The organism is Methyloversatilis sp. (assembly GCF_030698125.1).
Taxonomy (GTDB): domain Bacteria; phylum Pseudomonadota; class Gammaproteobacteria; order Burkholderiales; family Rhodocyclaceae; genus Methyloversatilis.
Genome location: NZ_JAUYNV010000043.1, coordinates 1 through 26,429 on the forward strand (window position 1 = coordinate 1; position 26,429 = coordinate 26,429).

Genomic DNA, 26,429 nt, shown 5'->3' on the forward strand with positions numbered 1-26,429 from the left:
GTATCGCGGACAGGGCCCGCTCCTACGAACGGCAGTACTGTCGCGGTTCTCGTAGGAGCCTGCCCTGCAGGCGATCCGGTCTTCGGACACGCGACATCGCTTGCTCAACGTGCGTATCGCGGGCAGGGTCCGCTCCTACGAACGGCAGTACTGTCGCGGTTCTCGTAGGAGCCTGCCCTGCAGGCGATCCGGTCTTCGGACACGCGACATCGCTTGCTCAACGTGCGTATCGCGGACAGGGTCCGCTCCTACGAACGGCAGTACTGTCGCGGTTCTCGTAGGAGCCTGCCCTGCAGGCGATCCGGTCTTCGGACACGCGACATCGCTTGCTCAACGTGCGTATCGCGGGCAGGGCCCGCTCCTACGAAAAGCGAACATTGCGCCATTTTCTCGCAGGAATCTGGCCACGGCAGGCCTTGATGGCCGACCGGCTCTGCGGGTGGCGGGCGGTGCTCGCCGAAACCCCGTTTCGTTCCTGCAGGTAACATCCAGCTTCGCACAAGGAACACTCATGACTGCACGCACGCGCTTCTGTCTGGTCCGGCACGGTGAAACGACGTGGAACGTCGATCGCCGCATCCAGGGCCAGGTCGATATTCCGCTCAACGACACCGGCTTCGCGCAGGCGCAGGCCACGGCGCAGGCGCTGCTGGGCGAGCGGATCGACACGATCTATGGCTCGGACCTCGGCCGCGCCTGGGTGACGGCCGGGCGCATCGCGGTGCCGCGCGGACTGGCGGTGATGCCGGAGCCGGCGCTGCGCGAGCGCCACTATGGCGGCTTCCAGCGGCTGACCTATGCCGAGGCGCGCAGCCAGCACCCGGAGGCCTTCGCGCGCTTCGAGGCACGCGAGCCGGACGCCGGCTTTCCGGGGCGTGGCGGCGAGTCGCTGTCTGCCTTCGATGCGCGGGTGTGGGCTTTCGTCGAATCGCTGCGCAGGCGCCACACCGGCCAGACGGTGCTGCTGGTGACGCACGGCGGCGTGCTCGACATCGTGGCGCGGCGGGTGCGCGGGCTGGGGCTCGTCTGCACGCGCGATTTCGACATCGCGAACTGCGCGCTGAACTGGGTGAGCCACGACGACAGCGGATGGCGCGTCGAACGCTGGGGTGACGTGTCGCACCTGGATGGCGCACTGGATGAATTGCCGGCGTGATGTCGCACTGTGCATATATATATGCAATGTCGGTTCTGCCTGTGCCCTGACCTGAAGACCTGAACGATGAAGAACAAGCCCACCCAGGCGCGCCAACCGTCGCCGGCCGAACTGCAACCGGTGTTCGCGGCGTACAACGGCGGACGGCTGTCCGATGCGGCCAGCGCCGCGCAGCAGTTGCTCAGGCGTTACCCGGCGGCCATCGTGCTGCACAGCGTGCGCGGTTCGGCGCTGGCCGGGCTGGGCCGGCTCGACGATGCCGAACAGGCGTTTCGCGAGGCCGTCACGGCCGATCCGCGCTCGGCCGAACTGCTGAGCAATCTTGGTCTGGTGCAGCAGCAGCGCGGCCACAACGAACAGGCGCTGGCAACCTATCGCCGCGCCTTCGCGCTGAAGCCGGACTTTCCGGAGCTGCTGTACAACATGGGCGTGGTGCAGGATGCGCTCGGTCAGCCCGATGACGCGGCCGTCAGCTACCGTCGCGCGCTGAAGCTGCAGCCGCGTTTTGCAGTCGCCTGGTTCAATCTCGGTACGGTGTGCGAACGTCTGCAGCGCACCGACGACGCGCTGGCCGCCTACCGCGAAGCCGTCGCGGTCGAGCCCGGTTTCGTCGAGGCGCACGCCAATCTGGGTGCGGCGCTGCAGAAGCAGGGCCGGCATGACGAGGCGGTCGCCGCCTATCGCAAGGCACTCGCGATACAGCCGACGGCAACGGCCTGGTTCAGCCTGGGCACGGCGCAACGCGATCAGGGTCTGCTCGGCGACGCGGCAGCCAGCTACCGACAGGCACTGGCGCTGGCGCCCGGGTACGCCGATGCGCACAGCAACCTCGGTGAAATCCTGCGCGACCAGGGTGATGCGGCCGCCACGATCGCCGCCTTCCGCGCCGCGCTGGCGATCGACCCGGCGCATGGCGAAGCCAATTACAACCTCGGCCTGCTGCATTACGACATGGGCGAACTGGCCGAGGCAATGCCGTACTTCGAGCGTGCGCAGATCCGCGACTGGCAGGAGCGGGTGCTGTACTGCCTGTACAAGACGCGCCGCTTCGACGTTTTCCGCGAGCGGCTGGCGGTCATGATCGGTGCCTCTCAGCCTGAAGCTGGCGAGCGCGGCGTTCGCCATGACTCGCCGATGCTGGCGACCTTGTCGGCGCACCACGCCGCCAACTTCGGTGTCGCCGACGACTACGGCTTCTGCCCGGCGCCGCTCGACTTCGTGTTCCACCGCCACATCGACGCGCTGTCCGATGCGTCCGACGCCTTGCTGGCCGACCTACTGCGCGACGTGACGCATGCCGAGATCGAGGCGCGCAAGCAGGGCCGGCTGCATCATGGCATCCAGTCGGCGGGCAATCTGTTCCGGCGCAGCGAGCCGTCTTTTGCACGACTGGCCGCGCTGATCGGCGAGCAGGTCGCGCACTACCGCGCGCGGCTGGCCGGCGAGACCTGCGTGTTTGCGCAGGTTTTCCCGCCCGACACGGTGTTCAGCAGCGCCTGGTACGTGAAGATGAGCAAGGGCGGACATCTGACGTCGCACATCCACGAAACCGGCTGGTTGAGCGGCGTGGTGTATCTCGCGATTCCGCGCGACCGGCCGGCCGGCAGTCTGGCCGGCGGCATCGAATTCAGCACCGACGGCGACGACTACCCGCGCGAGCACGACGACTTTCCGCGCAAGACCCTGCTGCCGGTCGCCGGCGACATCGTGCTGTTCCCGTCCTCGCTGTTTCACCGCACGATTCCATTCGAATCGAACGAAGAACGCATCTGCATCGCCTTCGATGTGAAGCCGGGAAGGGCGGCACAGACCGCCGGGTAGTCGCCGTCCGACATACAGGCGGCGGGACGCTGCCTACACTGTCTCCTGATTGTTGAATGCCGCCGGCGCCCGCCGACCGGCGTCCGACTGGACGGGAGAACAGCGTGACCACAACGCGCATACGCCATACCCGGCCGGCTGATATTCCCGCGTTGATCGCCCTGCAAGCGCGCGTGTACCCGGACATTCCACCGTGGAGCCGCCGCAAGCTGGGCGAACAGCTCGACGTCTTTCCGCAGGGCCAGATCGTGGCCGAGATCGACGGCGCGATCGTCGGCTGCGCCAGCGCGCTGGTCGTGCTGTGGGACGACTGGTGCGATTCGCACAGCTGGCAGGACATCACCGGTGCCGGAACCTTCGAGCACCACAACCCGGACGGCCGCACGCTTTACGGTGCGGAAGTGTTCGTCGATCCCGATCTGCGCGGATCCGGCGTCGGCCACCTGCTGTACGAAGGGCGACGCGCGCTGTGCCGGGCGATGAACCTGAAGCGCATCATCGCCTGCGGTCGCCTGCCCGGCTACCATCGCCACGCAGCGGACATGACGGCAGATCTGTATGCCCGCAAGGTGGTGTGGGGCGACCTGCGCGACCCGGTGCTCAGCTTCCAGCTGAAGGAAGGCTTCAGCTATCTCAGCGTGGTGCCGGACTATCTGCCCGAAGACACCGAATCCCTGGGCTACGCCTCGGTCATCGTCTGGCTCAACCCGGACCACGATCCGGCCCGCCCCACCCATTTCCCGGAGCACATCCTGCCATGATCGTCCGCATCGCCGCCGTACAGTATCTGCTGCGCCCCATTCACGACTGGTCCGGTTTCGAGAACCAGGTGCGTTTCATCATGAAGGCCGCTGGCGACTACAAACCACAGTTCGTGCTGCTGCCCGAAATCTTCACGACGCAGCTGCTGTCCTTCATGGACACCGGCGACCTGAATGCCGCCGTGCGCAACATGCACGACTACACCAAGCGCTACCGCGACCTGATGCTGGAACTGGCCGCGCAGTGGAATGTGCATCTGATCGGCGGCAGCCACCCGACGGTGCGCGAAGACGGCCGGCTGACCAATACGGCGTACTACTTCACGCCGGGCGGCCAGGTGTTCGAGCAGGACAAGATTCACCGCACGCGCTGGGAACGCGAGAAGTGGGACACCGACGCCGGCGACCAGCTGCGCCTGTTCGACACGCCATTCGGCAAGATCGCCATCCTGATCTGTTACGACATCGAGTTTCCGGAGCTGTCGCGCATGGTGTGCGAGGCGGGGGCCGACATCCTGTTCGTGCCGTCATGCACCGACGACCGGCAGGGCTTCCTGCGCGTGCGCTACTGCTGCCACGCGCGGGCGATCGAGAATCAGGTGTTCGTCGTGCAGACCAGCACGGTGGGCAATCTGCCGGTCGAGGGGCTCGGCATGCACTATGGTCAGGCCGGCATCATCACGCCGTCGGACTTCCCGTTCGCACGCGACGGCATCGCCGCCGAAGGTACGCCGAACATCGAACAGATCATCGTTGCCGAAGTCGATCTGAATGACCTGCAGGGCAACCGCCTGAACGGCACGACCATCCCGCTGTACGACAAGCGCAAGGACGTGTACGAACACCCGGTCGAAGTCATCAAGGTGAGCTGATCGCCCGGGCGGTCGCGCCATGAAAAAGGCCACCTGCGTGCCGGCAGGTGGCCTTTTTTTACGGGGTGGCTCGAAGCATGCCGCCCGATCAGGCTTCCTCGTTGCCGTAGCCGTTGCGTACTTCGGTGCCGCCGGACTGCGCGCGCACATAGTCGGCCACTGCCGCTTCGAAGGTCGCATTGCCGGTCTTCATGCAGGAAATGTAGTACTCCCAGAATTCCGGGCTGCTGGTCACCGCGGCCAGCGCGGCCGACTTCATCGCGAACACTTCATCTTCCGCCTTGGTGCGGATCTTGGTCGGCGCGAACAGCACGTAGGCTTCGGCGTGGGTGTAGATGTCCTTCGCCAGACCGAGCCAGATTTCGGCATCGGTCAGCGTGACGCGATAGTTCGGCGTGTTGATCTGCGGGCCCTGCGGCCCCTTGCCGTCCAGCTCGGTGTGGATGGCGTCGTTCTTCGGAATCTGCCGCTTGATCATCTTGCTGACGTACGGCATCACCTCGTCGCGCCGGCCCGGCACGACCAGCAGCCACGGAAACACCGCCGCAGTCACCTTGCGCGCGTAGTCGCCGAGGTTGAGCACGACCCGGTTCGCCACGTCGGGGTCGCGCACGTTGCGGCCGAGCGCGTCGAACACCTGCACCGAGGTGCCGACTTCCTCGATCGCGGCGACCGAAGAGTAATAGGCGCGGGCATAGTGGTTGTGCTTGAGCAGCAGTTCCGCCTCGTACAGCAGCTCGCGGGCGTTGTCGATCGAGGCGTCGCGGTAGCGTCGCAGCAGCTTGGATGTGAGCGCGATGCTCGGCTTGTTTGTTTTCGGCACTGAAGTGACTCCATAGCTCAAAATCAACCGTTGCGACGATGGCGCGGCGCGCGCTGTCGTCCATGGCCGCACACTGCCGAGGCCATCCGCACGCGCTGCTTCAAGGGCAGATTCGCGCACGCATTGATCGCATCGTCTTTGCGTTGTCGCTTCGTGTCAACTGCGTGACAAGCCCGTCATGTAACCGTTGGCAACGTCAGCGCGGCGCGCAGCCCGGGGGCTGCGTCACCCAGTTCGATGCGCCCGGCGTGCAGGCGCGCCACCGACTGCACCAGGCTGAGCCCGAGCCCGAGGCCCGGTGTGTTGCGCGCACCTTCAAGCCGGTACAGCCGCTCGAACACGCGCTCACGCTCGCGGTCCGGAATGCCCGGCCCCTGATCGGCCACCTCCAGTCGCCAGCCGTCCGGCGCCGGCTGCAGGCTGACCGACACCGTGCCGCCGGTCGGGCTGAATTTGATCGCGTTGTCGATCAGATTGATGACCGCCTGGAACAGCAGGTCGCGGTGGCCGCTCATCGACGCCTGTGCCGGCACGTCAGCCGACAGCGAAATGTCGCGTTCGTCCGCCATCGGCTCCATGAAGTCGATCGCGTCGCGCGTCAGTGCCGCGAGGTCGAGCGCGCGGAACTCGCTGCGCAGCAGGCCGGATTCGACATTGGCGATGCGCAGCAGCGACTGGAAGGTGGACAGCACCTGATCGATGTCGGCCAGATTGCGCTCCAGCAACGCCGGCAATTCGTCGCCAGTCGGCGGCGTGGCCAGCGCGGCTTCGATGCGCGCGCGGTGGCGGGTCAGCGGCGAGCGCAGGTCATGCGCAATGTTGTCGGTGGCGCCGCGCACCGAGGCGATCAGCCGGTCGATGCGGTCGAGCATGCCGTTGAGCGTCTGCGACAGGCGGTCGAACTCGTCGGCCGTGCCGCGCACCGGAATGCGGTGGCGCAGGTCGCCGTCCATGATCTGCTGTGCCGCGAGGCGCATCATTTCGACCGGTCGCAGCGCGGCGCGGGTGATCAGGAAACCGCCGATGAGCGACGCAATCAGCATGACGCCGAAACTGGCCAGCGCGGCGCGCCGGATGTCGCTGCGTACCTGCTCCACCTCGTATTCGTCGAAGCCGACCAGCAGCCGGCTGCCGTCCGGCAGGCGCGCCCAGCGCGCGACGACTTCGGTAAGTCCGGCGTGGCGCAGGCTCGGCAGCCGGATCAATACGCCGTCGCGCGTTGCCGCGGCCGGCCAGACATCGAGGTTGCCGATCAGCATGACGCCGTCGACATCTTCCAGCCGGTACAGCCGGTCGTGATTCGGCGAGCGCATGTCCAGCCGCTGGCGGATCAGGCCGCTGACGCCGCGCACGCCGTCAACCCGGTACTCGGCGCTGAGGATGTCCAGCTCGGCGTCTACGCTCTCTTCGACGTGACCCAGCATGTACTGCCCGGCGAGCCAGCTCACCAGCAGCAGCATCAGGCCGAAGCCGGTCGCCAGCAGAACGCTGTTGGCCAGCGCCAGTCGCGCAGTGGTGCTCAGGCCGCGCGTGGCGCGCGGGGCGACCGGGTGCGTCGGCTCAGTCATCGGCATCCATGCCGTGACGCGCGGCCGCGCGCCCCGCGGGTGCAAAGTCGCGACGCCGGCCTTCGATCAGCGGGCGCGCCCGCGCGCGCAGGTCGAGCCCCAGGCGCTCATGCAGTGCTGCCGCGCGCTGGAACAGCTGCTTTTCCGACAGGCGGAATGCGTCGCCGCGCGCGGCAAACACGATTTCATTCACGCCGTCTTCGGTGGCGACGACGCTGACCGAATTGGCGAAGCTGGCGCGCACGCGGCCGATGTAGGCGCCGTGCAGCGCGTCGTCGGCATGCATGTTGATCGCCAGCAGGCCGTTCGGGGTCAATGCGGCATGGCAGTCGTCGTAGAAGCGCTGCGTGCACAGCGCGCCGGCCTGTCCGCCGATGTCGAAGCCATCCACCAGCAGCAGGTCGAAGGTGTCGTCATGCTGCGCGATCCAGTCGGCGCCATCGGCGCAGTCGATGCGCAGCCGTCCGTCGTCCGGCGGAATATGGAAGCGGCTGCGCAGCGCGATCACCTCAGCCGAAATTTCGGCCACCTCGACGCGCGCATCCGGCAGGTGGTGGTGGCAGTACTTGACCAGCGAGCCGCCGCCCAGGCCGATCATGCCGATGCGCGAGGGCGCCGGCACGAACAGCAGCGCAGCCATCATCAGGCGCGAATAGTCGAGCACCAGATCGACCGGTCGCGCCGGGTCCATGCTGCTCTGTACGGCGGCGCGGTCGAAGTGCAGCGTGAGCATCCCCTCGTCGTCCTGCACGAAAGGCGCGCCTGCGGCGCTGCCCGCCCAGGGCGAACGGCGGTCGTTCATGCCGGCACCCGCATGCAGTAGCCGGCACCACGCAGCGTGTGTATCAGCGGCAGCCAGCCTGCGCGGTCGACCTTGGCGCGCAGGCGGGAAATATGCACGTCGATGACATTTGTCTGCGGATCGAAGTGGTAGTCCCACACGCCCTCGAGCAGCATGGTACGGGTGACCACCTGTCCGGCGTGGCGCATCAGGAATTCGAGCACCCGGTACTCCTGCGGCTTGAGTGCGATTTCCTCACCGGCGCGTCGCACGATGTGCGTCATGCGGTCGAGTTCGAGATCGGCCACCCGCAGCACGCTTTCGATCGCCGGCATCAGGCCGCGGCGCGTGATCACATCCAGCCGCGCCTGCAGTTCCGACATCGCGAATGGTTTCACCAGATAGTCGTCACCGCCGGCGCGCAGGCCACGGATGCGTTCGTCGACATGGCCGAGTGCACTGAGGATGAGCACCGGCACGCGCGAACCGGTGGCGCGCAGCGCAGCCAGCATCGCCAGACCGTCCATCTGCGGCATCAGTCGGTCGAGCACGATGGCGTCGAATGCTTCGCCGGTCGCCAGAAACAGCCCGTCGCGGCCATTGGCGGCGTGGTCGACGACATGCCCGGCCTCGCGCAGGCCGCGGCAGATGAAGCCGGCGATTTCGGGGTCGTCCTCGACCACGAGGAGGTGCATGTCGGACCTTTTCGGAAGGTGCGGCGCACGGCCCGGGTCGGGGTGCGCGAGCCGTGATTCTGCCTGCATCGAACCACCTTGCCGCAACATGAACGGATGTTCATGTTGTGTCCACCTGCCGGCAATCCGTGGCTGTGCAAGCTGAGGCATGTCTTCATCCGTCCGCCGTGCGCCCATGCGTCCCGCCCTGCTGTGCTGCCTGCTGTCCGTGCTGTGGCTGACGCCACCGCTGTCTGCGCAACCTGTGCCCCTCGCCGCGGCTTCGCACGCCGAAGAGCATGAACAGACCGTCGAGCGTGACGCCGCACTCACGCTGTCGGGCGCCTTGTCGGCCGCGCTTGGCCGGGCGCCCGGCACCCAGCTGCCGCAGGCCAGGCTGTCCGAATCGCGGGTGCTGACCGAACGGGCCGGCAGCGTGCTGTCGGCACCGCCGGCGCTGCACATGCGCTACCAGACCGATCGTCTGCCCGGCCGCGCCGCTGGCGTGCGCGAACTGGAAGCCGGGCTGGACCTGCCCTTGTGGCGATCCGGCCAGCGCGACGCGCTGCGCCGCGAGGCGGACGCGGGTCGCCTGCTGTCCGACGAGGAACTGCGCATCCACCGCTGGCGCGTGGCCGGCGATGTACGTGAAACCCTGTGGCGCGTGCTGCAGTCGGAGACCGAGGTGAAGCTGGCCGATGCCGATGTCGAGTTGTATCGCGCGCTGGAAGACGATGTATCGAAACGCGTTCGCGCCGGCGACGCGGCGCCGGTCGAAATACTGTCGGCCGAAGCGGCCCGGCGCGAACGGGACGCCGCCCGTTACGAGGCGCAGGTCGAACTGGCGCACAGCGTGTTCGGCTGGGCCACGCTGACCGGCTTGCCGGCGCTGCCGGCGACGGCACGCGAGCCGGTTGCGCGCGCGCCAAAGGCGGACGCGGCGACGGGCTATCCGCCGGTGATGACGGCGCAGGCTGCTCTCGAACGGGCGCGCAGTGCGCTGGCCAGCGTGCAGGCCCAGGGCAGCGGTGCGCCGCGCATCCTGGTCGGCATGCGGTCCGAAAAGTCGCCCGACAGCCCGGTGACCGACAGCGTGGGCGCCACCCTGTCGATTCCTTTCGGCGGTGAGGTGCATCGCGCAGCCACCCTGTCGCCGCTGCAGCTCGATCTGGCCCGCGCCGAGGACGATCTGGCGCTGGCCCTGCGCATGGCCACGTTGGTGCTGCATGAAGCCGAACATGAACTGCACGCCCGCGAACAGGCGCTGCAACTCGCCGCCGGGCAGAAGGCGGTCGCCGAACGCGAAGTCGAACTGGCCCGCCGCGCCTACCGGCTCGGTGAAAGTTCGCTCGCCGAGCGCCTGCTGGTCGAGGCGCGCGCCGCCAACGCACGCCGCGCGGCCGCGCTGGCCGACATTGCCTACGAGCGCGCCGTGGCGCGCTACAACAACAGTCTGGGAATCCTGCCGTGAAACATGTGTTCGTAGTGTCCTGTCTGCTCGCGCTGACGTCCTCCCTCCATGCGGCCGACATCATGCTCGGTGCGACACAGATCGAACGACTGGGCATCCGCGATGCGGCACCGGTGCCGGCGGCGCAGGCCAGCGCGGCGCCGTGGTCGGCGCGCGTCGTGGCGTCGGCTGACGCCGAATGGGTGGTGACCGCTCCCGCCGTGGGCGTCGTGGTGCGCGTGCCCGTGGTCGAAGGCCAGCAGGTTGCGGCGAATGCCGTGCTGGTGGAACTGCGCAGCGCCGGTCTGCCCGAACAGGGCGCTGCGCTGGCCCAGGCGCGTTCCGCGTCGGCGCTGGCGCGCAGCAATCTTGAGCGCGACCGGGCGCTGCATGCCGAAGGCCTGATCGCCGAGCGCCGGGTGCGCGAATCCGAAAATGCGGCCGCGCAGGCCGATGCCGCCCACGGCGCCGCGCAGTCGCGACTGCGCCTGCTGGGCGTGTCGGCCGCCGACGCGTCGAGCGGTCGCGTGCAGGTGCGTGCCGAAGCAGCGGCAACCGTGCTCGAACGCATGGTGCTGCCCGGTCAGCGCGTCGACGAGGCCGATGCGCTGCTGCGGCTGGCCGATGCACGCAAGCTGATGCTCGAACTGAACCTGACGGTGGCGCAGGCACAGGACGTGCGCGAAGGTGACGTCCTGCTGGTGGAGCCGTCGGGCGAGCAGGCGCGCGTGACGCAGATCGGCTGGGGCGCTGCCGACACGACGCAGACGGTGCGCGTCCGCGCCGCACTGCCGCCTGCGCCGTCTTCGCTGCGGCCGGGCCTGTGGGTCAAGGCGCGGCGCTCGCAGCCGGCGATCGACGCGTGGACCGTGCCGGCTGCGGCGGTCACCCATCACGACGGCCGGACCTGGGTGTTTTCGCGCACCGCGCAGGGCTTCCGCGCAGTCGAGGTGCAGGCGCTGTCGCAGGACGCGGGGCTTGCCACGGTCAGCGGCGCGCTGGACGCAAAGGCTGCGGTCGCGGTCAGCGGAGTGGCCGCGCTGAAGGCGGTGTGGCTGGGCAAGGGAGCGGAATGATGCTCGACGCCCTGACGCGCGGCGCGCTCGCGCGACCGCTGCTGACGATACTGGCCGCGCTGCTGCTGATGGCCGCCGGCGCCTGGTCGATGACGAAGTTGCCGATCGATGCCTTTCCCGACGTGTCGGCACCGCAGGTCAAGATCATCGTCAAGCTGGCCGGCATGACGCCGGAAGAGATGGAAGCGCGGGTGACCACGCCGGTCGAGATCGAAATGCTCGGCCTGCCGAAACAGACCATGCTGCGCTCGACCAGCAAGTACGGCCTGACCGACATCACGATCGATTTCGAGGACGGCACCGACATCTACTGGGCGCGCAATCAGGTCAGCGAGCGGCTGACCGGCATCATGGGTGATCTGCCGCCCGGACTGACCGGCGGGCTGGCGCCGATCACAACGCCGCTGGGCGAAATGTTCATGTTCACGGTCGAAGGCGACCTGTCGCTGGCCGAACGGCGCGGCCTGCTTGACTGGGTGATCCGCCCGGCGCTGCGCACGGTGCGCGGCGTGGCCGACGTGAATGTGCTGGGCGGGCTGGCCACGGCCTACGAGGTAGTGCCCGACGCGGCGCGCATGGCAGCCACCGGCATCACGCTGGACGAGCTGCGTGCCACACTGGAACGCTTCAACCGCAACGACGGCGCCGGCCGCATCAACGAGGGCGAGGAAACCCTGCTGGTGCGGGTGCAGGGGCGGCTCGAGTCGCTCGACGACGTCGGCCGGCTGGTGGTGCATGCGACGCCTCAGGCTCAGGTGCGCATCGCCGACGTGGCCGAGGTGCGGCTCGGCGCGCTGACCCGCATGGGTGGGGTGACGCACAACGGCGAGGGCGAAACGGTGCAGGGGCTGGTGCTCGGCCTGCGTGGCGCCGATGCGCAGGAAGTGGTGCGCGGCGTGCGGGCGCGGCTCGACGAGATCGCGCCCAGCCTGCCCGAGGAGGTCAAGGTCGTCCCTTTCTATGATCGCGGCGAACTGGTTTCGAGTGCGGTCGGCACGGTGACCCGGGCGCTGATCGAGGCGGTGGTGCTGGTGCTCATCCTGCTGTTCCTGTTCCTCGGCAATGTGCGCGCGGCGCTGGCGGTGGCGGTGGTGCTGCCGCTGTCGGCGCTGTGGACCTTCCTGCTGATGCACTTCGCCGGTCTGTCGGCCAATCTGATGAGTCTGGGCGGGCTGGCGATCGCCATCGGCCTGCTGGTCGATGCGGCGGTGGTGGTGGTCGAGAACGTGGTGGCCCACCTGCACGAACCCGGTGCGGCGGACCGGCCGCGTCATGACGTGGTGCTCGAGGCGGTGCGCGAGGTGGCGGTGCCGACCACTGCCGGCATCGTCATCATCGCGCTGGTGTTCGTGCCGCTGCTGAGCCTGCAGGGACTGGAGGGCAAGCTGTTCGCGCCGGTGGCGCTGACCATCGTGTTCGCGCTGGCCGGCTCGCTGCTGCTGTCGCTGACCGTGATTCCGCTGCTGGCTCGCATCATGCTGAATGCCCGCTCGCACGCCGATCCCTGGCTGCCGCGCACGCTGTCGAAGCTTTACGCGCCGCTGCTGCAGCGTGCGCTGGCCGCACCACGCATCGTGGGCGGCATTGCCGGCCTGCTGTTCGTCGCGGCGGTCGTGGTCTACATGGGCCTGGGCAAGACCTTCATGCCGACCATGGATGAAGGCAGCCTGATCGTGCAGCTGGAAAAGCTGCCGTCGATCAGCCTCGATGCCTCGCTCGACATCGATACCCGCTTCCAGAAGGCGCTGAAGGACATCGTGCCCGAGGCGACGCAGATCGTGGCACGCGCCGGGTCGGACGAAATTGGTCTCGACCCGATGGGCCTGAACCAGACCGACACCTTCATCAGCCTTGCCCCGGGCGCCGACAAGCCGGCCATCATCCACCGCATCCGCGATCTGCTGGCCGAATTCCCCGGCGTGGCCTATGCCTTCACCCAGCCGATCGAAATGCGCGTGTCGGAAATGATTCTGGGCGTGCGTGGCGATCTGGCGATCCGCCTGTTCGGGCCGGACATCGACACGCTGAACCACAAGGCGGGCGAAATCGCCGACGTGCTGCGTGCGATTCCGGGCGCCGAGGACGTGTTCTTCGTGCGCAACGAGGGTGTGCAGTATCTGCGCGTGCTGCCGGACACCGACGCGCTGGCGCGCGCAGGTCTCGACGTCGATGCGCTGGCGGCCAGCCTGCGCATGCAGATCGAGGGCGAACGGGTCGGCTTGATCCAGAAACTGGACCGGCGCTATCCGCTGGTCATCCGTTCCACCGGCAGCGCAGGTGCGTCGGAAGAGCTGACCCAGATGCCGGTGGCACTGCCGGGCGGCGGCCGCATCGCACTGGGCCAGCTGGCGCGCTTCGAACGCGTGGGCGGACCGGTGCAGATCAACCGTCAGTTGGGCAGTCGCAACATGGTCGTGATCGCGAATGTGGGTGGTCGCGACCTGGTCGGCTTCGTCGAGGATGCGCGCGCCCAGGTGCTGCAGAAGGTCGAACTGCCCACCGGCTACCGACTTACCTGGGGCGGCGAGTTCGAAAACCAGCAGCGCGCCGCGCAGCGGCTCGCCCTGGTGGTGCCGCTGGCGCTGGTGCTGATTTTCCTGATCCTCTACAGCACCTTCGATTCGCTGCGCCAGGCGGCACTGGTGATGGCCAACGTGCCGTTCGCGATGATCGGCGGCGTGTTCGCGCTGGGCATCTCGGGTGAGTATCTGTCGGTGCCGGCGTCGGTCGGCTTCATCGCGCTGCTCGGCATCGCGGTGCTCAATGGCGTAGTCCTCGTGAGCTACTTCAATCAGCTGCGGGCGGCTGGCCAGAGCATGCTCGACGCGGTGGTCAATGGCGCCCAGCGCAGGTTGCGCCCGGTGCTGCTGACCGCGTCGATGGCCGCACTCGGTCTGGTGCCGCTGCTGTTCGCCACCGGCCCGGGGTCGGAGATCCAGCGGCCGCTCGCCATCGTGGTCATCGGCGGGCTCATTTCTTGTACGGCGTTAACACTTCTGCTGCTACCTATCCTGTACAAACGGTTCGGTGAGCGTCCTGCCACGGTATCCGCCCCTTCATGACATCGATACGACCTGCGCCGCGCCGGCGCGCACTGCCGTTCCTGCTCGTTGCGTCCCTGCTGACCGTCACCATCTGGACCTTGCTGCGTCTGCTGCTCTGGGGCATCGCCGGCCCGGCCGACATCGGTGCGGCCACGCCGCACGTGTTCGTGCGTGGACTGTGGTTCGACCTGGCCGTGCTCGCCTGGCTGGTGGCGCCGCTGCTCGTGCTGTCGGCACTGCTGCCGGCCCGTCTGCGGGCGAGCCGGTTCATGGCCGGGCTGCGCTGGGGGGCGCTGTGGCTGATGGCTGCGTTGCTGCTGTTCGGGGCAGTGTCCGAAGTGGTGTTCTGGGAGGAGTTTTCGACCCGCTTCAACTTCATCGCTGTGGATTACCTGATCTACACGCAGGAAGTGATCGGCAACATCATGCAGTCCTATCCGGTCGGACTGATCGTCGGCGGCATCGCGCTTGTCGCGGCACTCATCGTGTTCGGGGTGAGCCGTCTGGTCGGGTTCGTCAGCGCGCCGCGCCGGCCCGCCGTACGGCTGGCGATGCTGGCCGGCGCACTGGCGCTGCCGGCGGCGTCCTGGCACTTCGCGGCGCTGGAGCAGATGGAAGGCAGCGGCAATGCCTATGCCGACGAGCTGGCCGGCAACGGGTTGTATGCATTTGCGGCCGCGATGCGCCGCAACGAGCTCGATTACGAGCGCTGGTATGCCACCTTGCCGCAGGAGGAAGCGGACGAGGTGCTGCTCGACCTGCATGTCGAACGACTGCCGCTGTCGTCGCCGGACAGGCCGAGTGCGATGGACGATCCGCCGCACGACAAGGTGCCGTTCAGCCGCCGGCCGCGCAATGTCGTGCTGGTAACGATCGAAAGCCTGTCGGCGGAGTTCGTCGGCGCCTATGGTTCAACCGAGGGCTTGACGCCGGAACTGGACCGCCTTGCGGCCGATGGGCTGCGCTTCAAGGAGGTCTATGCCACGGGCACGCGCACCGTACGCGGGCTCGAAGCGCTGTCGCTGGGTACGCCGCCGGTACCCGGGCAGGCCATCGTCCGGCGCACCCACAACAACAATCTGTCCACGCTGGGCGAGTTGCTGGAGCCGCAGGGTGTCGTGCCGATGTTCATCTATGGCGGCTATGGCTACTTCGACAACATGAACAGCTATTTCCGCGGCAACGACTACCTGATCGTCGACCGGACCGACTTTCCGAAGGAGAGCATCGTTTTCGAGAACGTGTGGGGTGTGGCCGACGAGGTGCTGTACGCCAACGCCCTGAAGGCGCTGAATGACAAGGCCGCCGCAGGGAAGCCGTTCTTTGCGCAGATCATGACGACGTCGAACCATCGCCCCTACACCTATCCGGATGGTCGCATTGACATTCCGTCACCGGGCGGGCGGCGCGGCGGCGTCAAGTACACAGACTGGGCAATCGGCGAATTCATCCGCGAGGCGAAGAAGCAGCCCTGGTTTGCCGACACGCTGTTCGTGTTCGTCGCCGATCACTGTGCGTCAGTGGCCGGCCGCACGCGCCTGCCAGTCGCCAAGTACCGCATACCATTGATTTTTTACGCGCCGGCCCTGTTGCAGCCGGGCGAGTATGCGGAGAGGGTGAGCCAGATCGACCTCGCGCCAACGCTGATCGAAGTCATGGGGAAGAACGGCGACGACCATTTCTTCGGCCGCTCGTTCTTCGAAGCGGATGCGCCACTCGACCGCGCCTTCATTTCCAACTACCAGGATCTGGGCTATCTGCGCGGCAACCTGCTGACCGTGCTGTCGCCGCGCCGTGTGGTGCGGGCCTACACCGTCGATCCGGTCACGTTCGAATCGACGCCGGTCGAGGTGGATCCGCAACGAGCGCGTGAGGCAATCGCCTACTACCAGACGGCTGCATCTGCGTTCAAGCAGGGGCGACTGCACTCCAGCGAGGTCCGGTGAGCCGGTGGCTCAGGGCGCGCGACGCCGATCTGCTGGTGGTCGCGTTCGTGTGCGCCGTGCTGGCTGTGTGGAGCAACCGCTGGAGCGGCGCGGACCTGTGGTTTTCGGCGCGCTTCTTCGATGCCGCCGCGGGCGGTTTTGCGCTGCGCCGCGACTGGTTGTGGTCTGTGCTGCTGCACGACGGCGTCAAGTGGCTGTCGGTGGCAGCATGGCTGGCGCTGCTCGCGGCCGGGTTCGCGCTGCGGCTGCGGGCGCGCGAACCCGGGCGTTTCGCGCGCGTGGCGTTCGTGCTCGGTGCTTCGCTGGCCGCGGTGGTCGCAGTCAACCTGCTGCGCATGCAGTCGGCGCACAGCTGTCCATGGTATCTGGCCGATTTCGGGGGGCAGGCGCAGTTTTTCCGCCTGTTTGACGAGGTGCCGACGCATTCCGGTCCGGGCAAGTGCCTGCCCAGCGGTCACGCGGCGAGCGCCTTCATGTGGCTGGCCGTGCTGCCGGTGTTGCGCGGCGCAGCGCGGCGGCGCGCACTGTTCGCCGTGCTGACGCTGGGCGCGCTGGCGGGCGTGGTGCAGATCGTACGCGGCGCGCATTTCCCGTCGCACATCCTGCTGGCCGCCGCCGCGTGCGCCATCGTGGTGCTGGGCGCGGCGATCGTCGCGCGCCCGCCGGCCAGCTAACGAAAGAAGAGGCAGTTGCGCTCACGCAGCGCCGGATCCATGCACGGGTCGTTGGGCATCGCTGCGCTCACCCCAACCTACGGACGCCTCACTCCATTGTAGTTGTAGGTTGGGGTGAGCCGAAGGCGATGCCCAACACCCGTCCCCCGCAGCCGCGCCGTTCGTTGAGGTACCCGATATCGCGAGGCCGCGACCGACCCGTCCCGTAGGTTGGGGTGAGCGCAGCGACGCCCAACATCAACCGAAGCGAGCCGCCCGATATCACGCAAGCCGCGACCGACGCATCCCCGCGTAGGTTGGGGTGAGCGCAGCGATGCCCAACACCAGCGACCGAACCCAATCAAAGCGACCGGGCGCAGTTCGGCCGCTTCGCCGATCTCAGCTCTCGAGCAGACTGCGCAGCATCCAGGCGTTTTTCTCATGCACCTGCATGCGCTGGGTGAGCAGGTCGGCAGTCGGCTCGTCGTGCGCTTCTTCAACCGCGGGGAAAATGCTGCGCGCGGTGCGGGTCACGGCTTCCTGGCCGGCGACCAGCTGGCGGATCATGTCGGTGGCCGACGGTACCCCTTCCGGTTCCTTGATCGACGTGAGCTTTGCATAAGCCGAATAGGTGCCCGGTGCCGGGTAGCCCAGCGCGCGGATGCGTTCCGCCACCAGGTCGACCGCCAGTGCCAGTTCGGTGTACTGCGCCTCGAACATCAGGTGCAGTGTGTTGAACATCGGGCCGGTGACGTTCCAGTGGAAGTTGTGCGTGGTGAGGTACAGCGTGTAGGAATCCGCCAGCAGGCGCGACAGGCCGTCCGCGATGGCGCGGCGGTTTTCTTCGGAAATGCCGATGTTGATGCTGCTCATGATGCTTTCCTTTCTCGGTTCTCGTGTTCTTCCGTCTGGGAGTCGGGATCCCGCCCGGTGGTTCCGCCCGCGTCGACCGAGTCTGACAGGTGCAACGGTGCCTGTGCGGCGATGAGCTCGGCAATACGTTCGAATGATTCCTGCCGTGCATTCGAACTGCGGGCAACCAGCGCGATGGTACGGCGTGGCCTGGGTTCGGAAAAGCGGCGCGACACCAGCTTCATGTGCGACAGGATGCCGGAGTGCAAACTCATTTCCGGCAGCAGTGCCATGCCCAGACCACCTTCGACCATTTGCGCCAGCGTGAACAGGCTGGTGGCTTCCATTCCGCGGGTCCGAGGTTCGCGCAGACCGCATCCACCCAGGGTGTGACCGCGCAGGCAATGCCCCTCCTCCAGCAGCAGCAGTTCATCCGGATCGATCTTTGAGATCTCGCGCGGCATGTCCGCTTCACGATCGGCCGGCGCGATCAGGCGCAGTTCCTCATCAAACAGCGGCTTTACCTGCAGATTGCCCGTGTCGTAGGGCAGCGCGATCAGCGCGAAATCCAGCTGGCCGGCCGTCAGGCGGGTCAGCAGATGACTGGTCAGGTCTTCGCGCAGCGCGAGCCGCAGCGACGGATAGCGCTGGCGCAGCGCCGGCAGCACCGTCGGCAGCACGAAGGGCGCGACGGTCGGGATGACGCCGAGCCGCAGCAGGCCGCTCATCGGCTCCGCGGCGCTGCGCGCCCATTCGCTCAGGTCTTCGGCTTCGGACAGCAGGCTGCGCGCGCGATCGACGATTTCGATGCCGATGGGCGTCATCACGACCGAGTGGCGCTCGCGCTCGACCAGGTGCGCGCCCAGCGTGGCTTCAAGCTCCTTGATGCCGGCTGACAGCGTGGACTGGGTGACGAAGCAGGATTCGGCGGCCTGCGTGAAGCTGAGCTTTTCGGACACTGCAATCAGATAGCGCAACTGGCGAAGTGAGGGCAGGGCAGACATATGGGGCGGAGCCTATGCTGGGGGGGGGAGGTCGCCGGCGAAATCACCGACCTTTATCGAAACATTCGATCAATACGACAAATTTAATCCATTGGACGATTGATGGGTATGCGCCCACACTGCACTTCGTCGATGCGCTGAACCGGTACCAACCACCCGGCGCATCTCCGGACTTGACGATTCATCTCTCTGAAAGGAATACATATGAGCCAGCACAACCAGGAAGGCAAGCGCGTCCCGAACGTTACGTTCCGTGTGCGTCAGAACAACGAATGGACCAACGTCACGACCGACGATCTGTTCAAGGGCAAGACCGTGGTGGTGTTTTCGCTGCCCGGCGCCTTCACCCCGACCTGCTCGTCGACCCACTTGCCGCGCTACAACGAACTTGCGCCGGCCTTTGTGGAGAACGGCGTCGACAGCATCGTGTGCATGTCGGTCAACGACACCTTCGTGATGAACGAGTGGGCCAAGGACCAGGAAGCGGACAACGTGACGCTGGTTCCCGACGGCAACGGCGAATTCACCGAAGGCATGGGCATGCTGGTCGACAAGTCGGACATCGGTTTCGGCAAGCGCAGCTGGCGTTATTCGATGCTGGTGAAGGATGGCGTCGTGCAGAAGGTGTTCTCCGAGCCGCAGGAGCCGGGTGATCCGTTCAAGGTGTCGGACGCCGACACGATGCTCAACTTCATCAATCCGAGCGCGAAGAAGCCGGATCAGGTCGCCATCCTGACGCGTGAAGGTTGCGCCTTCTGCGCCAAGGCCAAGGCACTGCTGACCGAACGCGGCTATCACTACGCGGAAATCAACCTGCCGCACACCGAGCGCTCCCGCGCACTGGGCGCCATCGCCGGGGCCAGGACGGTGCCGCAGGTGTTCATCAACGGCCAGCATATCGGCGGTTGGGAAGAGCTGGAAAAGTGGTCGGCCAAGTAAGGTCGCCGACCTGATCTGACCGGATGACGGGGCAACCCGTCGTCCGATCAGGCCTGCACATCGAACGGTGTGCAGGCCTGATCAAGCGCTACAGGGAGAACGACATGAATGAAATGAATGTGGATGTGGCCGTCATCGGCGCCGGCACTGCCGGCCTTGCAGCCTATCGTGCGGCCATCGCCGCCGGCCGTCGTGCCGTGATCATCGAAGGCGGCCCGTACGGCACGACCTGCGCGCGCGTCGGCTGCATGCCGAGCAAGCTGCTGATCGCCGCGGCCGAAGCCGCCCATGCGACCGAAAAGTGGGACACTTTCGGCATCCGTCTCGAAGGATCGGTGCGCGTCGATGGTGCGGCCGTGATGGAGCGCATACGTCGCGAACGCGACCGCTTCGTGGGCTTCGTGCTCAAGGGCGTCGACAACATTCCGGCCGACCACAAGCTGCGCGGCCATGCGAAATTCCTGGACGACCACAGCCTTCAGGTCGATGACCACACGGTCGTCACCTTCGGCCGCGCGGTGATCGCGACCGGCTCGTCGCCGTCGATAGCGCCGGTGCTCAAGGGCGCTGGTGACCGCCTGATCGTGAACGACGACGTGTTCGACTGGGACGACCTGCCGCAGTCAGTCGCGGTATTCGGCCCGGGCGTCATCGGTCTGGAAATCGGGCAGGCACTGCACAGGCTCGGCGTACGAACCGAAGTGTTCGGCCGCGGCCACTTCGTCGGCCCGTTCTCGGATCCGGCGCTCAAGGAATACGCCACGCGCACCTTCGGCGAAGAGTTTCCGCTGTTCACCGACGCACGCGTCAGCTCGATCGAACGCGTCGGAGACGGCGTGCGCCTCATGCAGGACTTCGACGATGGCTCGTCGGCCGTCAAGGAATTCGACTGGGTGATCGCCGCGACCGGCCGTGCGCCAAACGTGAAGCATCTCGGACTCGAAAACACCTCGGTGACGCTTGGCGCCAATGGCGTGCCGGAGTTCGACCGCACGACGATGCAGTGCGGCAGCACCGGCATATTCATCGCTGGCGATGCGAACAACGATGTGCCGCTGCTGCACGAAGCTGCGGACGAAGGGCGGATCGCCGGCGAGAACGCGGCGCGCTTTCCGCAGGTGCAGCCCGGTCTGCGGCGCGAGCCGATCGGTGTGGTGTTTTCCGATCCGCAGCTGGCGACGGTCGGCCGCCGTTTCGTGGATCTGGCGCCCGACAGCTTCGTCACCGGCGAGGTGTCGTTCGAGGACCAGGGCCGTGCGCGCGTCATGCTGCGCAACAAGGGCTTGCTGCATATCTATGCCGAAAAGGGCTCCGGGCGCCTGCTCGGCTGCGAAATGATCGGCCCGGACGTGGAACATCTTGCCCATCTGCTGGCCTGGGCGATGCAGTCGGGCATGACGGTGCAGCGCGCGCTCGAAATGCCCTTCTACCACCCGGTGGTGGAGGAGGGCCTGCGCACCGCGCTGCGCGACGCAGCGGCGAAGCTCGCCGAGGCGTGATGCACCCGTCCGCCCGGTCGACACGCCGGGCGGACGGTTAGAATGGGCGACTTGATGCGCCGGTAGTTGCTCATGCCCTGTGCCGGCGCGCAGCCGGTATCCGCCCTTGTCCGCACCAGAACCCTCGCTCGTATCCCGCAGCCTTTCAGCCGTCTGGCACCCCTGCACGCAGATGCAGTGGCACGCCGACCAGTCGCTGCCGCTCCTTGCCATTGCGCGCGCGCAGGGCGCCTGGCTGTACGCGCCCGATGGTGGCCGCTACCTCGACGGCATCAGTTCCTGGTGGACCAATCTGTTCGGGCACAGCCATCCGGCGATCGTGCAGGCGGTGCGCGATCAGCTTGATACGCTCGATCACGTCATGCTGGCCGGCTTCACGCACGAGCCGGTCGTGGCGTTGTCGGAACGTCTGTCGGCGCTGACCGGCGGTCGTCTCGGCCACGCCTTCTACGCGTCGGACGGCGCGTCGGCGACCGAAATCGCACTGAAGATGTCTTTGCACTACTGGCGAAATGTGGGGCAGGCCGACAAGAACGAGTTCATCTGTTTCGCCGGCAGCTATCACGGCGAAACAGTCGGTGCGCTGGCGGTGACGGATGTTGCGCTGTTCCGTGACGCCTACGCGCCCATGGTGCGCGGCGCGCATGTGCTGCCCAGCCCGGCGGCGGGCGATGCGGCGGCGCTGTCGGCGCTGGACGCCTTTCTTGCGCTTCACCACGGTTGTATCGCCGCGCTGATCGTCGAGCCGCGCGTGCAGTGTGCCGGCGGCATGGCGATGCACGAGGCCGCCTGGCTGCGCGACGCGCGCCGGCTGTGCGATCGCTACGCCGTGCATCTGATCGCCGACGAGATCGCAGTCGGCTGCGGCCGCACCGGCACCTTCTTCGCCTGCGAACAGTCGCTCGACGCCGACGGCGGCGGTTGGCCGGACTTCATCTGCCTGTCCAAGGGCATCACGGGCGGCACGCTGCCGCTGTCGCTGGTGCTGTCGGCGCCAGCGGTGTTCGACGCCTTCCTTGACGACACGATGGCGCGCGGCTTCCTGCATTCACATTCCTACACCGGCAATCCACTGGCCTGCCGCGCCGCGCTGGCCACGCTCGAGCTGTTCGACCAGCTCGACACCCTGCAGCGCAACCGCGTCTGGGCACAGGACTTCACCGATGCGCTGGCGCCGCTTGCGACACACCCCGCAGCGCGAAATTTCCGCCAGGCCGGCATGATCTGGGCGCTCGACATCGACGCCGGACACGACGACTTCAGCCGCCGCTTCTACCGCGAGGCGCTCGAGCGCGGGCTGCTGCTCAGACCGCTGGGCAACACCCTGTACTTCATGCCGCCCTACATTCTCGACGAAGCGCAGACCTCGCAGCTGGCCAACAGCGCGCGGGCAGCGCTGGACGCCGCACTCGCATGAGCGCCTTCGACTTCCGCACACGTCTGGCCGCGCTGGCGCGCGACGATCTGACGCGCACGCGTGTCGTGCTCGACGCACCCTGCGGCCCGGAAGCCGTCGTCGACGGGCAGCGCCTGATTGCCTTCGCCGGCAACGACTATCTCGGTCTGGCGAATCATCCCGAGGTGGTGGAGGCGCTGCGCGAAGGCGCGTCCCGCTGGGGCGCCGGCGCCGGTGCATCGCATCTGGTGAGCGGTCACCAGCGGCCGCACGAAGCGCTGGAGCAGGCGCTTGCCGCCTTCACCGGGCTGGCGCGCGCGCTGTTCTTTTCCACCGGCTACATGGCCAATCTGGCATTGCTGCCGGCGCTGGCCGGTCGCGGCGATACGCTGATCGCCGACCGCCTGAACCACGCGTCGCTGGTTGATGCTGCGCTGCTGTCGCGCGCAACCGTGCGGCGCTATCCGCACGGCGATCTTGCAGCCGTGGCGCGCATGCTGGACGCGGCGCAGGGACGCAAGGTCGTGGTGACCGACGGCGTATTCAGCATGGATGGCGATATCGCACCGCTGGCTGAACTGCTGGCGCTGTGCGAACGGCACGACGCGCTGCTGGTGGTGGACGACGCGCACGGTTTCGGCGTGCTGGGCGAGCAGGGCCGCGGCGTGCTGTCGCACTGCGGTCTGGCATCGCCGCGCCTCGTCTACATCGGTACGCTCGGCAAGGCGGCCGGTGTGGCCGGGGCCTTTGTCGCCGGGCACGCCGATCTGATCGAGTGGCTGATGCAGACCGGACGCAGCTATCGCTACACGACGGCGGCACCGCCGGCGCTGGCCTGCGCGTTGTTGGCCAGCCTCGGCCTGATCGGGGAAGCCGATGACCGGCGGGCGACGCTGGCGGCACACCGCGAACGGCTGCAGCGGGGGCTGACCGGTGCGCGCTGGACCTTGATGCCCTCGCACACCGCCATCCAGCCGCTGCACGTGGGCACGAATGCAGCCGTGCTGGCGCTTGCCGGGCAGTTGCGGGCGCGTGGTCTGTGGGTGCCGGCCATTCGCCCGCCCACAGTGCCGAGCGGCACGGCACGCCTGCGCATTTCGTTGAGCGCCGCGCACACAACCGGGCACCTCGATGCGCTGTGTCATGCGCTGATCGAGGCCGGGCATGACTGAACCGCTGTCCACACGGGTCTTCGGCGACCGCGGGCCGCGCGTCGCGCTGCTGCACGGCTGGGGCTGGGACGGCCGCCTGATCGCGCCGCTTGCCGAGGCGCTCGGCCGCCGTGTGCGTGTTATCCAGCCTGATCTGCCTGGTTACGGGCTGAATGCTGACCGTGACTGCATGGACTTCGAAGACTGTGTTGACCAGTTGATGGCGACCGTGCCCGATGCCGACGTCGTCGTCGGCTGGTCGCTCGGTGGCCTGCTCGCCTTGCGCTGGGCGTCTCTTGTACCGCTGCGCAAGCTGGCGCTGATCGGCGCGACGCCGTGTTTCATGCAGGCATCCGACTGGCCGCACGGCATGAGCGCCGAACGCTTCGACGCCTTTGCCGATGCGGTCGACGATGCGCCGATGAAGGCCCGTACGCGTTTCGCCGCGCTGTCTGCAATGGGTGATACCGATGCGCGCCAGGTGCGCGCCGCGATGGCCGGTCTGGTCGAACAACCGCCGCTGCCGAGCCGACAGGTGCTCGACCAGGGTTTGCACTGGCTGCACGACGTCGATCTGAGAGCGGCCGTGCACGATGTGTCTGCGCGTGTGCTGTGCCTGCATGGCGTGGAGGACAGGGTGGTCGATGTCGCGGCATGCAACTGGATGTCGTCCGCCGCGGGGGCGCACTGCGTGAAAGTGCCGGGGGCCGCACATCTGCCCTGGCTGCAGGGCGGCGTGAAGGACCTGTGCGAGTGGGTGGGCGCTGATGACTGAGCTCGCCGCCGTCCGGCGCAGTTTTTCGCGCGCGGCCGACCGCTACGCGGCGTCGGCGGGCCTGCAGCGACAGGTCAGTGACCGCTTGCTCGACATGTTGCCGGCGATTGCTGCCCGGCGCGTGCTGGATGTCGGCTGCGGCACCGGGTTCGCGTCCGCCGGGCTGCGTGGCCGCTATCCGCATGCGTTGCTGCTGTCGGCCGACTTTGCGCCAGCCATGCTCAGTGCACATGCGCCGATGGCTGACAACGCCCGTGTGTGTGCCGACGCGCATGCGTTGCCGCTGTGCGAAGGCAGCGTCGATCTGATCTTTTCCAGCCTGATGCTGCAGTGGTGCGACCTGTCGCGATCGTTGCCGGAGTGTCGCCGGGTACTCCGGCCGGGCGCTCCGATGTGTTTTGCAACCGTGCTCGACGGGACGCTGCGAGAAATCGATCTGGCTTTTGCCGCGGTCGACCGGCATCGCCATACGCTGCCCTTTCTTGATGAGGCGGCCCTGGCAGCGGCGCTGGTCACAGCCGGACTGGTCGTCGATCACGTCGAGCGATCGCGCCAGGTCGAGTATTTCAATGACGCCCGCAGCCTGCTCCAGTCCAACCGCGACATCGGCGCCTCGCGCGTGCCGCTGCAAGCTCGCCGTACGACGATGGGCCGCGCTGCATGGCAGTCAGTCTGTGCTGCATTCGACGCTCAGCGGACGCCGCGGGGCATTCCGCTGACCTATGAACTGGCCTGGGTAGTCGCACACCGCCCCGGCCACGGAGACCCCGGATGACGGAGACCCGCGCGCATTTCGTGACCGGAACCGACACCGGCATCGGCAAAACCCTGGTGGCCTGCGCGCTCGTGCATGCGCTGCGCGCACGCGGGCTGAACGCGGTCGGCATGAAGCCGGTGGCATCCGGCGCCTGGCGCGACACGAACGGGGTGATACGCAACGAGGACGCCGATGCGCTGGCGGCCGTCAGCGGCGTGCACTTTCCGCAGGCGTTGATCAGCCCCTACCTGTTCGAAGCAGCGCTGGCACCGCATGTGGCGGCGCGGCTCGAAGGACGGACGATAACGTCGACGGTCATCCTTGATGCATTCCGCTCGCTGTCGATGCGCGCGCAGCATGTCGTGGTCGAAGGCGTCGGCGGCTTCCAGGTGCCGTTGAACGACGATTTCACCACAGCTGATCTGGCCGAGGCGATCGCCGCGCCGGTCATCATGGTGGTGGGGCTGAAGCTGGGCTGCATCAACCATGCGTTGCTGACCGCCGAATCGATTCGCGCGCGGGGTCTGAGTCTGGCTGGCTGGGTGGCCAATTCCACGCCTGTCGGCATGCTGGAGCAGGACGCAACGATTGCAGCGCTGTCGCGCCGGCTTGATGCACCGTTGTTGGGCACACTGCCACGTTTCGCTTCGGCCGACCCGCAGATGGCCGCCGCGGCGCTCGATTTCGGCGCGCTGCAGGATGGTGCCAGCTGAAATTTTCGCAGGAGTGTTTGACAGAGCATCAAACGCTCACCATAATCGCGGGTTTCGCTGGTCGCCGGAGGGGTTCCCGAGCGGTCAAAGGGATCAGACTGTAAATCTGACGGCTCTGCCTTCGAAGGTTCGAATCCTTCCCCCTCCACCATAACCTTTTGTTTTTGAAGGTTATATTGAGGTGACCTCGAAAAACGTGCAAGTGAAGGTTCCGATCATGATGGCCGGGTTACGTTGGGTCAGTATGTTTGGAATGGTCGGGCGGGAGTAGTTCAATGGTAGAACCCTAGCCTTCCAAGCTAATGACGCGGGTTCGATTCCCGTCTCCCGCTCCACGGATTCAAGTGTGCATATATATAAGGTGTTTGTCGGGGCAGCGCCTTCGATGAATGTCTGCAGGACGGTTTTTCGTGCCCATGTAGCTCAGTGGCAGAGCACTCCCTTGGTAAGGGAGAGGTCGGCAGTTCAATCCTGCCCATGGGCACCACGGTATTTGGCGTGCGGCATGCCGCGTAGAGGCGCGGTTGCCTGTCGAGGTTTGACGCAGATCTCTAATCAGTTATCAGGGTGATCAAAAATGGCAAAGGGAAAGTTTGAACGTACCAAGCCGCACGTGAACGTGGGGACGATTGGGCACGTTGATCATGGCAAGACGACGCTGACGGCGGCGATCACGACGATTCTGTCGTCGAAGTTCGGAGGCGAAGCGAAGGCGTAC

23 protein-coding genes and 3 tRNA genes are annotated in these 26,429 nt (G+C 66.9%); 20 read left to right on the top strand and 6 right to left on the bottom strand.

Annotation, left to right across the window (positions count from 1 at the left end; translation table 11 throughout):
* Positions 1-511: 511 nt before the first annotated feature.
* The 4 genes from Q8Q80_RS14785 (at position 512) to Q8Q80_RS14800 (ending at position 4,610) form a co-directional block, all read left to right on the top strand.
* The gene (locus Q8Q80_RS14785) at positions 512-1,156 is read left to right on the top strand and encodes a histidine phosphatase family protein (protein ID WP_305633644.1); all 645 of its coding nucleotides are present in this window, start codon (positions 512-514) and stop codon (positions 1,154-1,156) included.
* Between the two features lie 66 nt (positions 1,157-1,222).
* Positions 1,223-2,977 (top strand): tetratricopeptide repeat protein, encoded by a 1,755-nt coding sequence (locus Q8Q80_RS14790; RefSeq protein WP_305633645.1) that lies wholly within the window; start codon positions 1,223-1,225, stop codon positions 2,975-2,977.
* A gap of 104 nt (positions 2,978-3,081) precedes the next feature.
* Positions 3,082-3,738, top strand: a complete 657-nt coding sequence (locus tag Q8Q80_RS14795) for a GNAT family N-acetyltransferase (RefSeq protein WP_305633646.1) — start codon at positions 3,082-3,084, stop codon at positions 3,736-3,738.
* Complete coding sequence (locus tag Q8Q80_RS14800) at positions 3,735-4,610, top strand: carbon-nitrogen hydrolase family protein (RefSeq protein ID WP_257081046.1); 876 nt, start codon at positions 3,735-3,737, stop codon at positions 4,608-4,610. Before Q8Q80_RS14795 ends, Q8Q80_RS14800 begins: the two co-directional genes overlap by 4 nt.
* Before the next feature lie 88 nt (positions 4,611-4,698).
* Here the strand turns inward: Q8Q80_RS14800 and Q8Q80_RS14805 are convergent, their stop codons facing one another.
* From Q8Q80_RS14805 to Q8Q80_RS14820, 4 genes are all read right to left on the bottom strand, one after another.
* On the bottom strand, positions 4,699-5,433 hold the full coding sequence (locus Q8Q80_RS14805; protein WP_305633647.1) for an AbiV family abortive infection protein: 735 nt from the start codon (positions 5,431-5,433) through the stop codon (positions 4,699-4,701).
* A 176-nt stretch (positions 5,434-5,609) separates the two neighbouring features.
* Positions 5,610-7,001, bottom strand: a complete 1,392-nt coding sequence (locus Q8Q80_RS14810) for a HAMP domain-containing sensor histidine kinase (protein WP_305633648.1) — start codon at positions 6,999-7,001, stop codon at positions 5,610-5,612.
* Positions 6,994-7,803, bottom strand: a complete 810-nt coding sequence (locus Q8Q80_RS14815) for a transferase (protein WP_305633649.1) — start codon at positions 7,801-7,803, stop codon at positions 6,994-6,996. The genes Q8Q80_RS14810 and Q8Q80_RS14815 overlap by 8 nt, the downstream gene beginning before the upstream one ends.
* Positions 7,800-8,477, bottom strand: a complete 678-nt coding sequence (locus Q8Q80_RS14820) for a response regulator transcription factor (protein WP_305633650.1) — start codon at positions 8,475-8,477, stop codon at positions 7,800-7,802. The genes Q8Q80_RS14815 and Q8Q80_RS14820 overlap by 4 nt, the downstream gene beginning before the upstream one ends.
* A 175-nt stretch (positions 8,478-8,652) precedes the next feature.
* On the opposite strand from Q8Q80_RS14820, the gene Q8Q80_RS14825 reads away from it, so the two are divergent.
* The 5 genes from Q8Q80_RS14825 to Q8Q80_RS14845 are packed head-to-tail and all read left to right on the top strand — an operon-like array spanning position 8,653 to position 16,646.
* Positions 8,653-9,927 carry a TolC family protein gene (locus Q8Q80_RS14825; protein WP_305633651.1) on the top strand — a complete coding sequence of 425 codons (1,275 nt, stop codon included), beginning with the start codon at positions 8,653-8,655 and terminating at the stop codon, positions 9,925-9,927.
* On the top strand, positions 9,924-10,982 hold the full coding sequence (locus Q8Q80_RS14830; protein ID WP_305633652.1) for an efflux RND transporter periplasmic adaptor subunit: 1,059 nt from the start codon (positions 9,924-9,926) through the stop codon (positions 10,980-10,982). The genes Q8Q80_RS14825 and Q8Q80_RS14830 overlap by 4 nt, the downstream gene beginning before the upstream one ends.
* On the top strand, positions 10,982-14,044 hold the full coding sequence (locus Q8Q80_RS14835; protein ID WP_305633653.1) for an efflux RND transporter permease subunit: 3,063 nt from the start codon (positions 10,982-10,984) through the stop codon (positions 14,042-14,044). Before Q8Q80_RS14830 ends, Q8Q80_RS14835 begins: the two co-directional genes overlap by 1 nt.
* A complete protein-coding gene (locus Q8Q80_RS14840; protein WP_305633654.1) occupies positions 14,041-15,972 on the top strand; it encodes an LTA synthase family protein in 1,932 nt (643 codons plus the stop codon). Before Q8Q80_RS14835 ends, Q8Q80_RS14840 begins: the two co-directional genes overlap by 4 nt.
* On the top strand, positions 15,969-16,646 hold the full coding sequence (locus tag Q8Q80_RS14845) for a phosphatase PAP2 family protein (protein WP_305633655.1): 678 nt from the start codon (positions 15,969-15,971) through the stop codon (positions 16,644-16,646). The genes Q8Q80_RS14840 and Q8Q80_RS14845 overlap by 4 nt, the downstream gene beginning before the upstream one ends.
* Positions 16,647-17,024: 378 nt before the next feature.
* Here Q8Q80_RS14845 and Q8Q80_RS14850 read toward each other — a convergent pair whose 3' ends face one another.
* Both Q8Q80_RS14850 and Q8Q80_RS14855 read right to left on the bottom strand, forming a co-directional pair.
* On the bottom strand, positions 17,025-17,498 hold the full coding sequence (locus tag Q8Q80_RS14850; RefSeq protein WP_069039280.1) for a Dps family protein: 474 nt from the start codon (positions 17,496-17,498) through the stop codon (positions 17,025-17,027).
* Complete coding sequence (locus Q8Q80_RS14855) at positions 17,495-18,481, bottom strand: hydrogen peroxide-inducible genes activator (protein WP_305633656.1); 987 nt, start codon at positions 18,479-18,481, stop codon at positions 17,495-17,497. Before Q8Q80_RS14855 ends, Q8Q80_RS14850 begins: the two co-directional genes overlap by 4 nt.
* A gap of 204 nt (positions 18,482-18,685) precedes the next feature.
* On the opposite strand from Q8Q80_RS14855, the gene Q8Q80_RS14860 reads away from it, so the two are divergent.
* The 11 genes from Q8Q80_RS14860 to Q8Q80_RS14910 all read left to right on the top strand — a co-directional run.
* Positions 18,686-19,420, top strand: coding sequence for a glutathione peroxidase (locus tag Q8Q80_RS14860; RefSeq protein ID WP_305633657.1), 735 nt, complete (start codon positions 18,686-18,688; stop codon positions 19,418-19,420).
* A 104-nt stretch (positions 19,421-19,524) separates the two neighbouring features.
* Positions 19,525-20,919 (top strand): dihydrolipoyl dehydrogenase, encoded by a 1,395-nt coding sequence (locus Q8Q80_RS14865; protein WP_305633658.1) that lies wholly within the window; start codon positions 19,525-19,527, stop codon positions 20,917-20,919.
* Positions 20,920-21,025: 106 nt separating this feature from the next.
* On the top strand, positions 21,026-22,336 hold the full coding sequence (locus tag Q8Q80_RS14870) for an adenosylmethionine--8-amino-7-oxononanoate transaminase (RefSeq protein ID WP_305633659.1): 1,311 nt from the start codon (positions 21,026-21,028) through the stop codon (positions 22,334-22,336).
* Positions 22,333-23,487: an 8-amino-7-oxononanoate synthase gene (gene bioF, locus Q8Q80_RS14875; protein WP_305633660.1), complete on the top strand. Its 1,155-nt coding sequence runs from the start codon at positions 22,333-22,335 to the stop codon at positions 23,485-23,487. The genes Q8Q80_RS14870 and bioF overlap by 4 nt, the downstream gene beginning before the upstream one ends.
* On the top strand, positions 23,480-24,241 hold the full coding sequence (locus Q8Q80_RS14880) for an alpha/beta fold hydrolase (RefSeq protein ID WP_305633661.1): 762 nt from the start codon (positions 23,480-23,482) through the stop codon (positions 24,239-24,241). Before bioF ends, Q8Q80_RS14880 begins: the two co-directional genes overlap by 8 nt.
* A complete protein-coding gene (locus Q8Q80_RS14885) occupies positions 24,234-25,016 on the top strand; it encodes a methyltransferase domain-containing protein (RefSeq protein ID WP_305633662.1) in 783 nt (260 codons plus the stop codon). The genes Q8Q80_RS14880 and Q8Q80_RS14885 overlap by 8 nt, the downstream gene beginning before the upstream one ends.
* Positions 25,013-25,711: a dethiobiotin synthase gene (gene bioD / locus Q8Q80_RS14890; protein WP_305633663.1), complete on the top strand. Its 699-nt coding sequence runs from the start codon at positions 25,013-25,015 to the stop codon at positions 25,709-25,711. Before Q8Q80_RS14885 ends, bioD begins: the two co-directional genes overlap by 4 nt.
* Positions 25,712-25,777: 66 nt before the next feature.
* Positions 25,778-25,862, top strand: a tRNA-Tyr gene (locus tag Q8Q80_RS14895).
* A gap of 110 nt (positions 25,863-25,972) precedes the next feature.
* A tRNA-Gly gene (locus Q8Q80_RS14900) sits at positions 25,973-26,046 on the top strand.
* Between the two features lie 77 nt (positions 26,047-26,123).
* Positions 26,124-26,198, top strand: a tRNA-Thr gene (locus tag Q8Q80_RS14905).
* A gap of 90 nt (positions 26,199-26,288) precedes the next feature.
* Positions 26,289-26,429, top strand: a 141-nt coding sequence (locus tag Q8Q80_RS14910) for a GTP-binding protein (RefSeq protein ID WP_305633223.1), incomplete at its 3' end; no start/stop codon positions are given.

Coding starts and splice junctions, on each gene's coding strand:
- Q8Q80_RS14785 (WP_305633644.1), top strand. CDS start 512: ATGACTGCACGCACGCGCTTCTGTCTGGTCCGGCACGGTGAAACGACG.
- Q8Q80_RS14790 (WP_305633645.1), top strand. CDS start 1,223: ATGAAGAACAAGCCCACCCAGGCGCGCCAACCGTCGCCGGCCGAACTG.
- Q8Q80_RS14800 (WP_257081046.1), top strand. CDS start 3,735: ATGATCGTCCGCATCGCCGCCGTACAGTATCTGCTGCGCCCCATTCAC.
- Q8Q80_RS14810 (WP_305633648.1), bottom strand. CDS start 7,001: ATGACTGAGCCGACGCACCCGGTCGCCCCGCGCGCCACGCGCGGCCTG.
- Q8Q80_RS14815 (WP_305633649.1), bottom strand. CDS start 7,803: ATGAACGACCGCCGTTCGCCCTGGGCGGGCAGCGCCGCAGGCGCGCCT.
- Q8Q80_RS14820 (WP_305633650.1), bottom strand. CDS start 8,477: ATGCACCTCCTCGTGGTCGAGGACGACCCCGAAATCGCCGGCTTCATC.
- Q8Q80_RS14825 (WP_305633651.1), top strand. CDS start 8,653: ATGCGTCCCGCCCTGCTGTGCTGCCTGCTGTCCGTGCTGTGGCTGACG.
- Q8Q80_RS14835 (WP_305633653.1), top strand. CDS start 10,982: ATGCTCGACGCCCTGACGCGCGGCGCGCTCGCGCGACCGCTGCTGACG.
- Q8Q80_RS14840 (WP_305633654.1), top strand. CDS start 14,041: ATGACATCGATACGACCTGCGCCGCGCCGGCGCGCACTGCCGTTCCTG.
- Q8Q80_RS14850 (WP_069039280.1), bottom strand. CDS start 17,498: ATGAGCAGCATCAACATCGGCATTTCCGAAGAAAACCGCCGCGCCATC.
- Q8Q80_RS14855 (WP_305633656.1), bottom strand. CDS start 18,481: ATGTCTGCCCTGCCCTCACTTCGCCAGTTGCGCTATCTGATTGCAGTG.
- Q8Q80_RS14860 (WP_305633657.1), top strand. CDS start 18,686: ATGAGCCAGCACAACCAGGAAGGCAAGCGCGTCCCGAACGTTACGTTC.
- Q8Q80_RS14865 (WP_305633658.1), top strand. CDS start 19,525: ATGAATGAAATGAATGTGGATGTGGCCGTCATCGGCGCCGGCACTGCC.
- bioF (WP_305633660.1), top strand. CDS start 22,333: ATGAGCGCCTTCGACTTCCGCACACGTCTGGCCGCGCTGGCGCGCGAC.
- Q8Q80_RS14880 (WP_305633661.1), top strand. CDS start 23,480: ATGACTGAACCGCTGTCCACACGGGTCTTCGGCGACCGCGGGCCGCGC.
- Q8Q80_RS14885 (WP_305633662.1), top strand. CDS start 24,234: ATGACTGAGCTCGCCGCCGTCCGGCGCAGTTTTTCGCGCGCGGCCGAC.
- bioD (WP_305633663.1), top strand. CDS start 25,013: ATGACGGAGACCCGCGCGCATTTCGTGACCGGAACCGACACCGGCATC.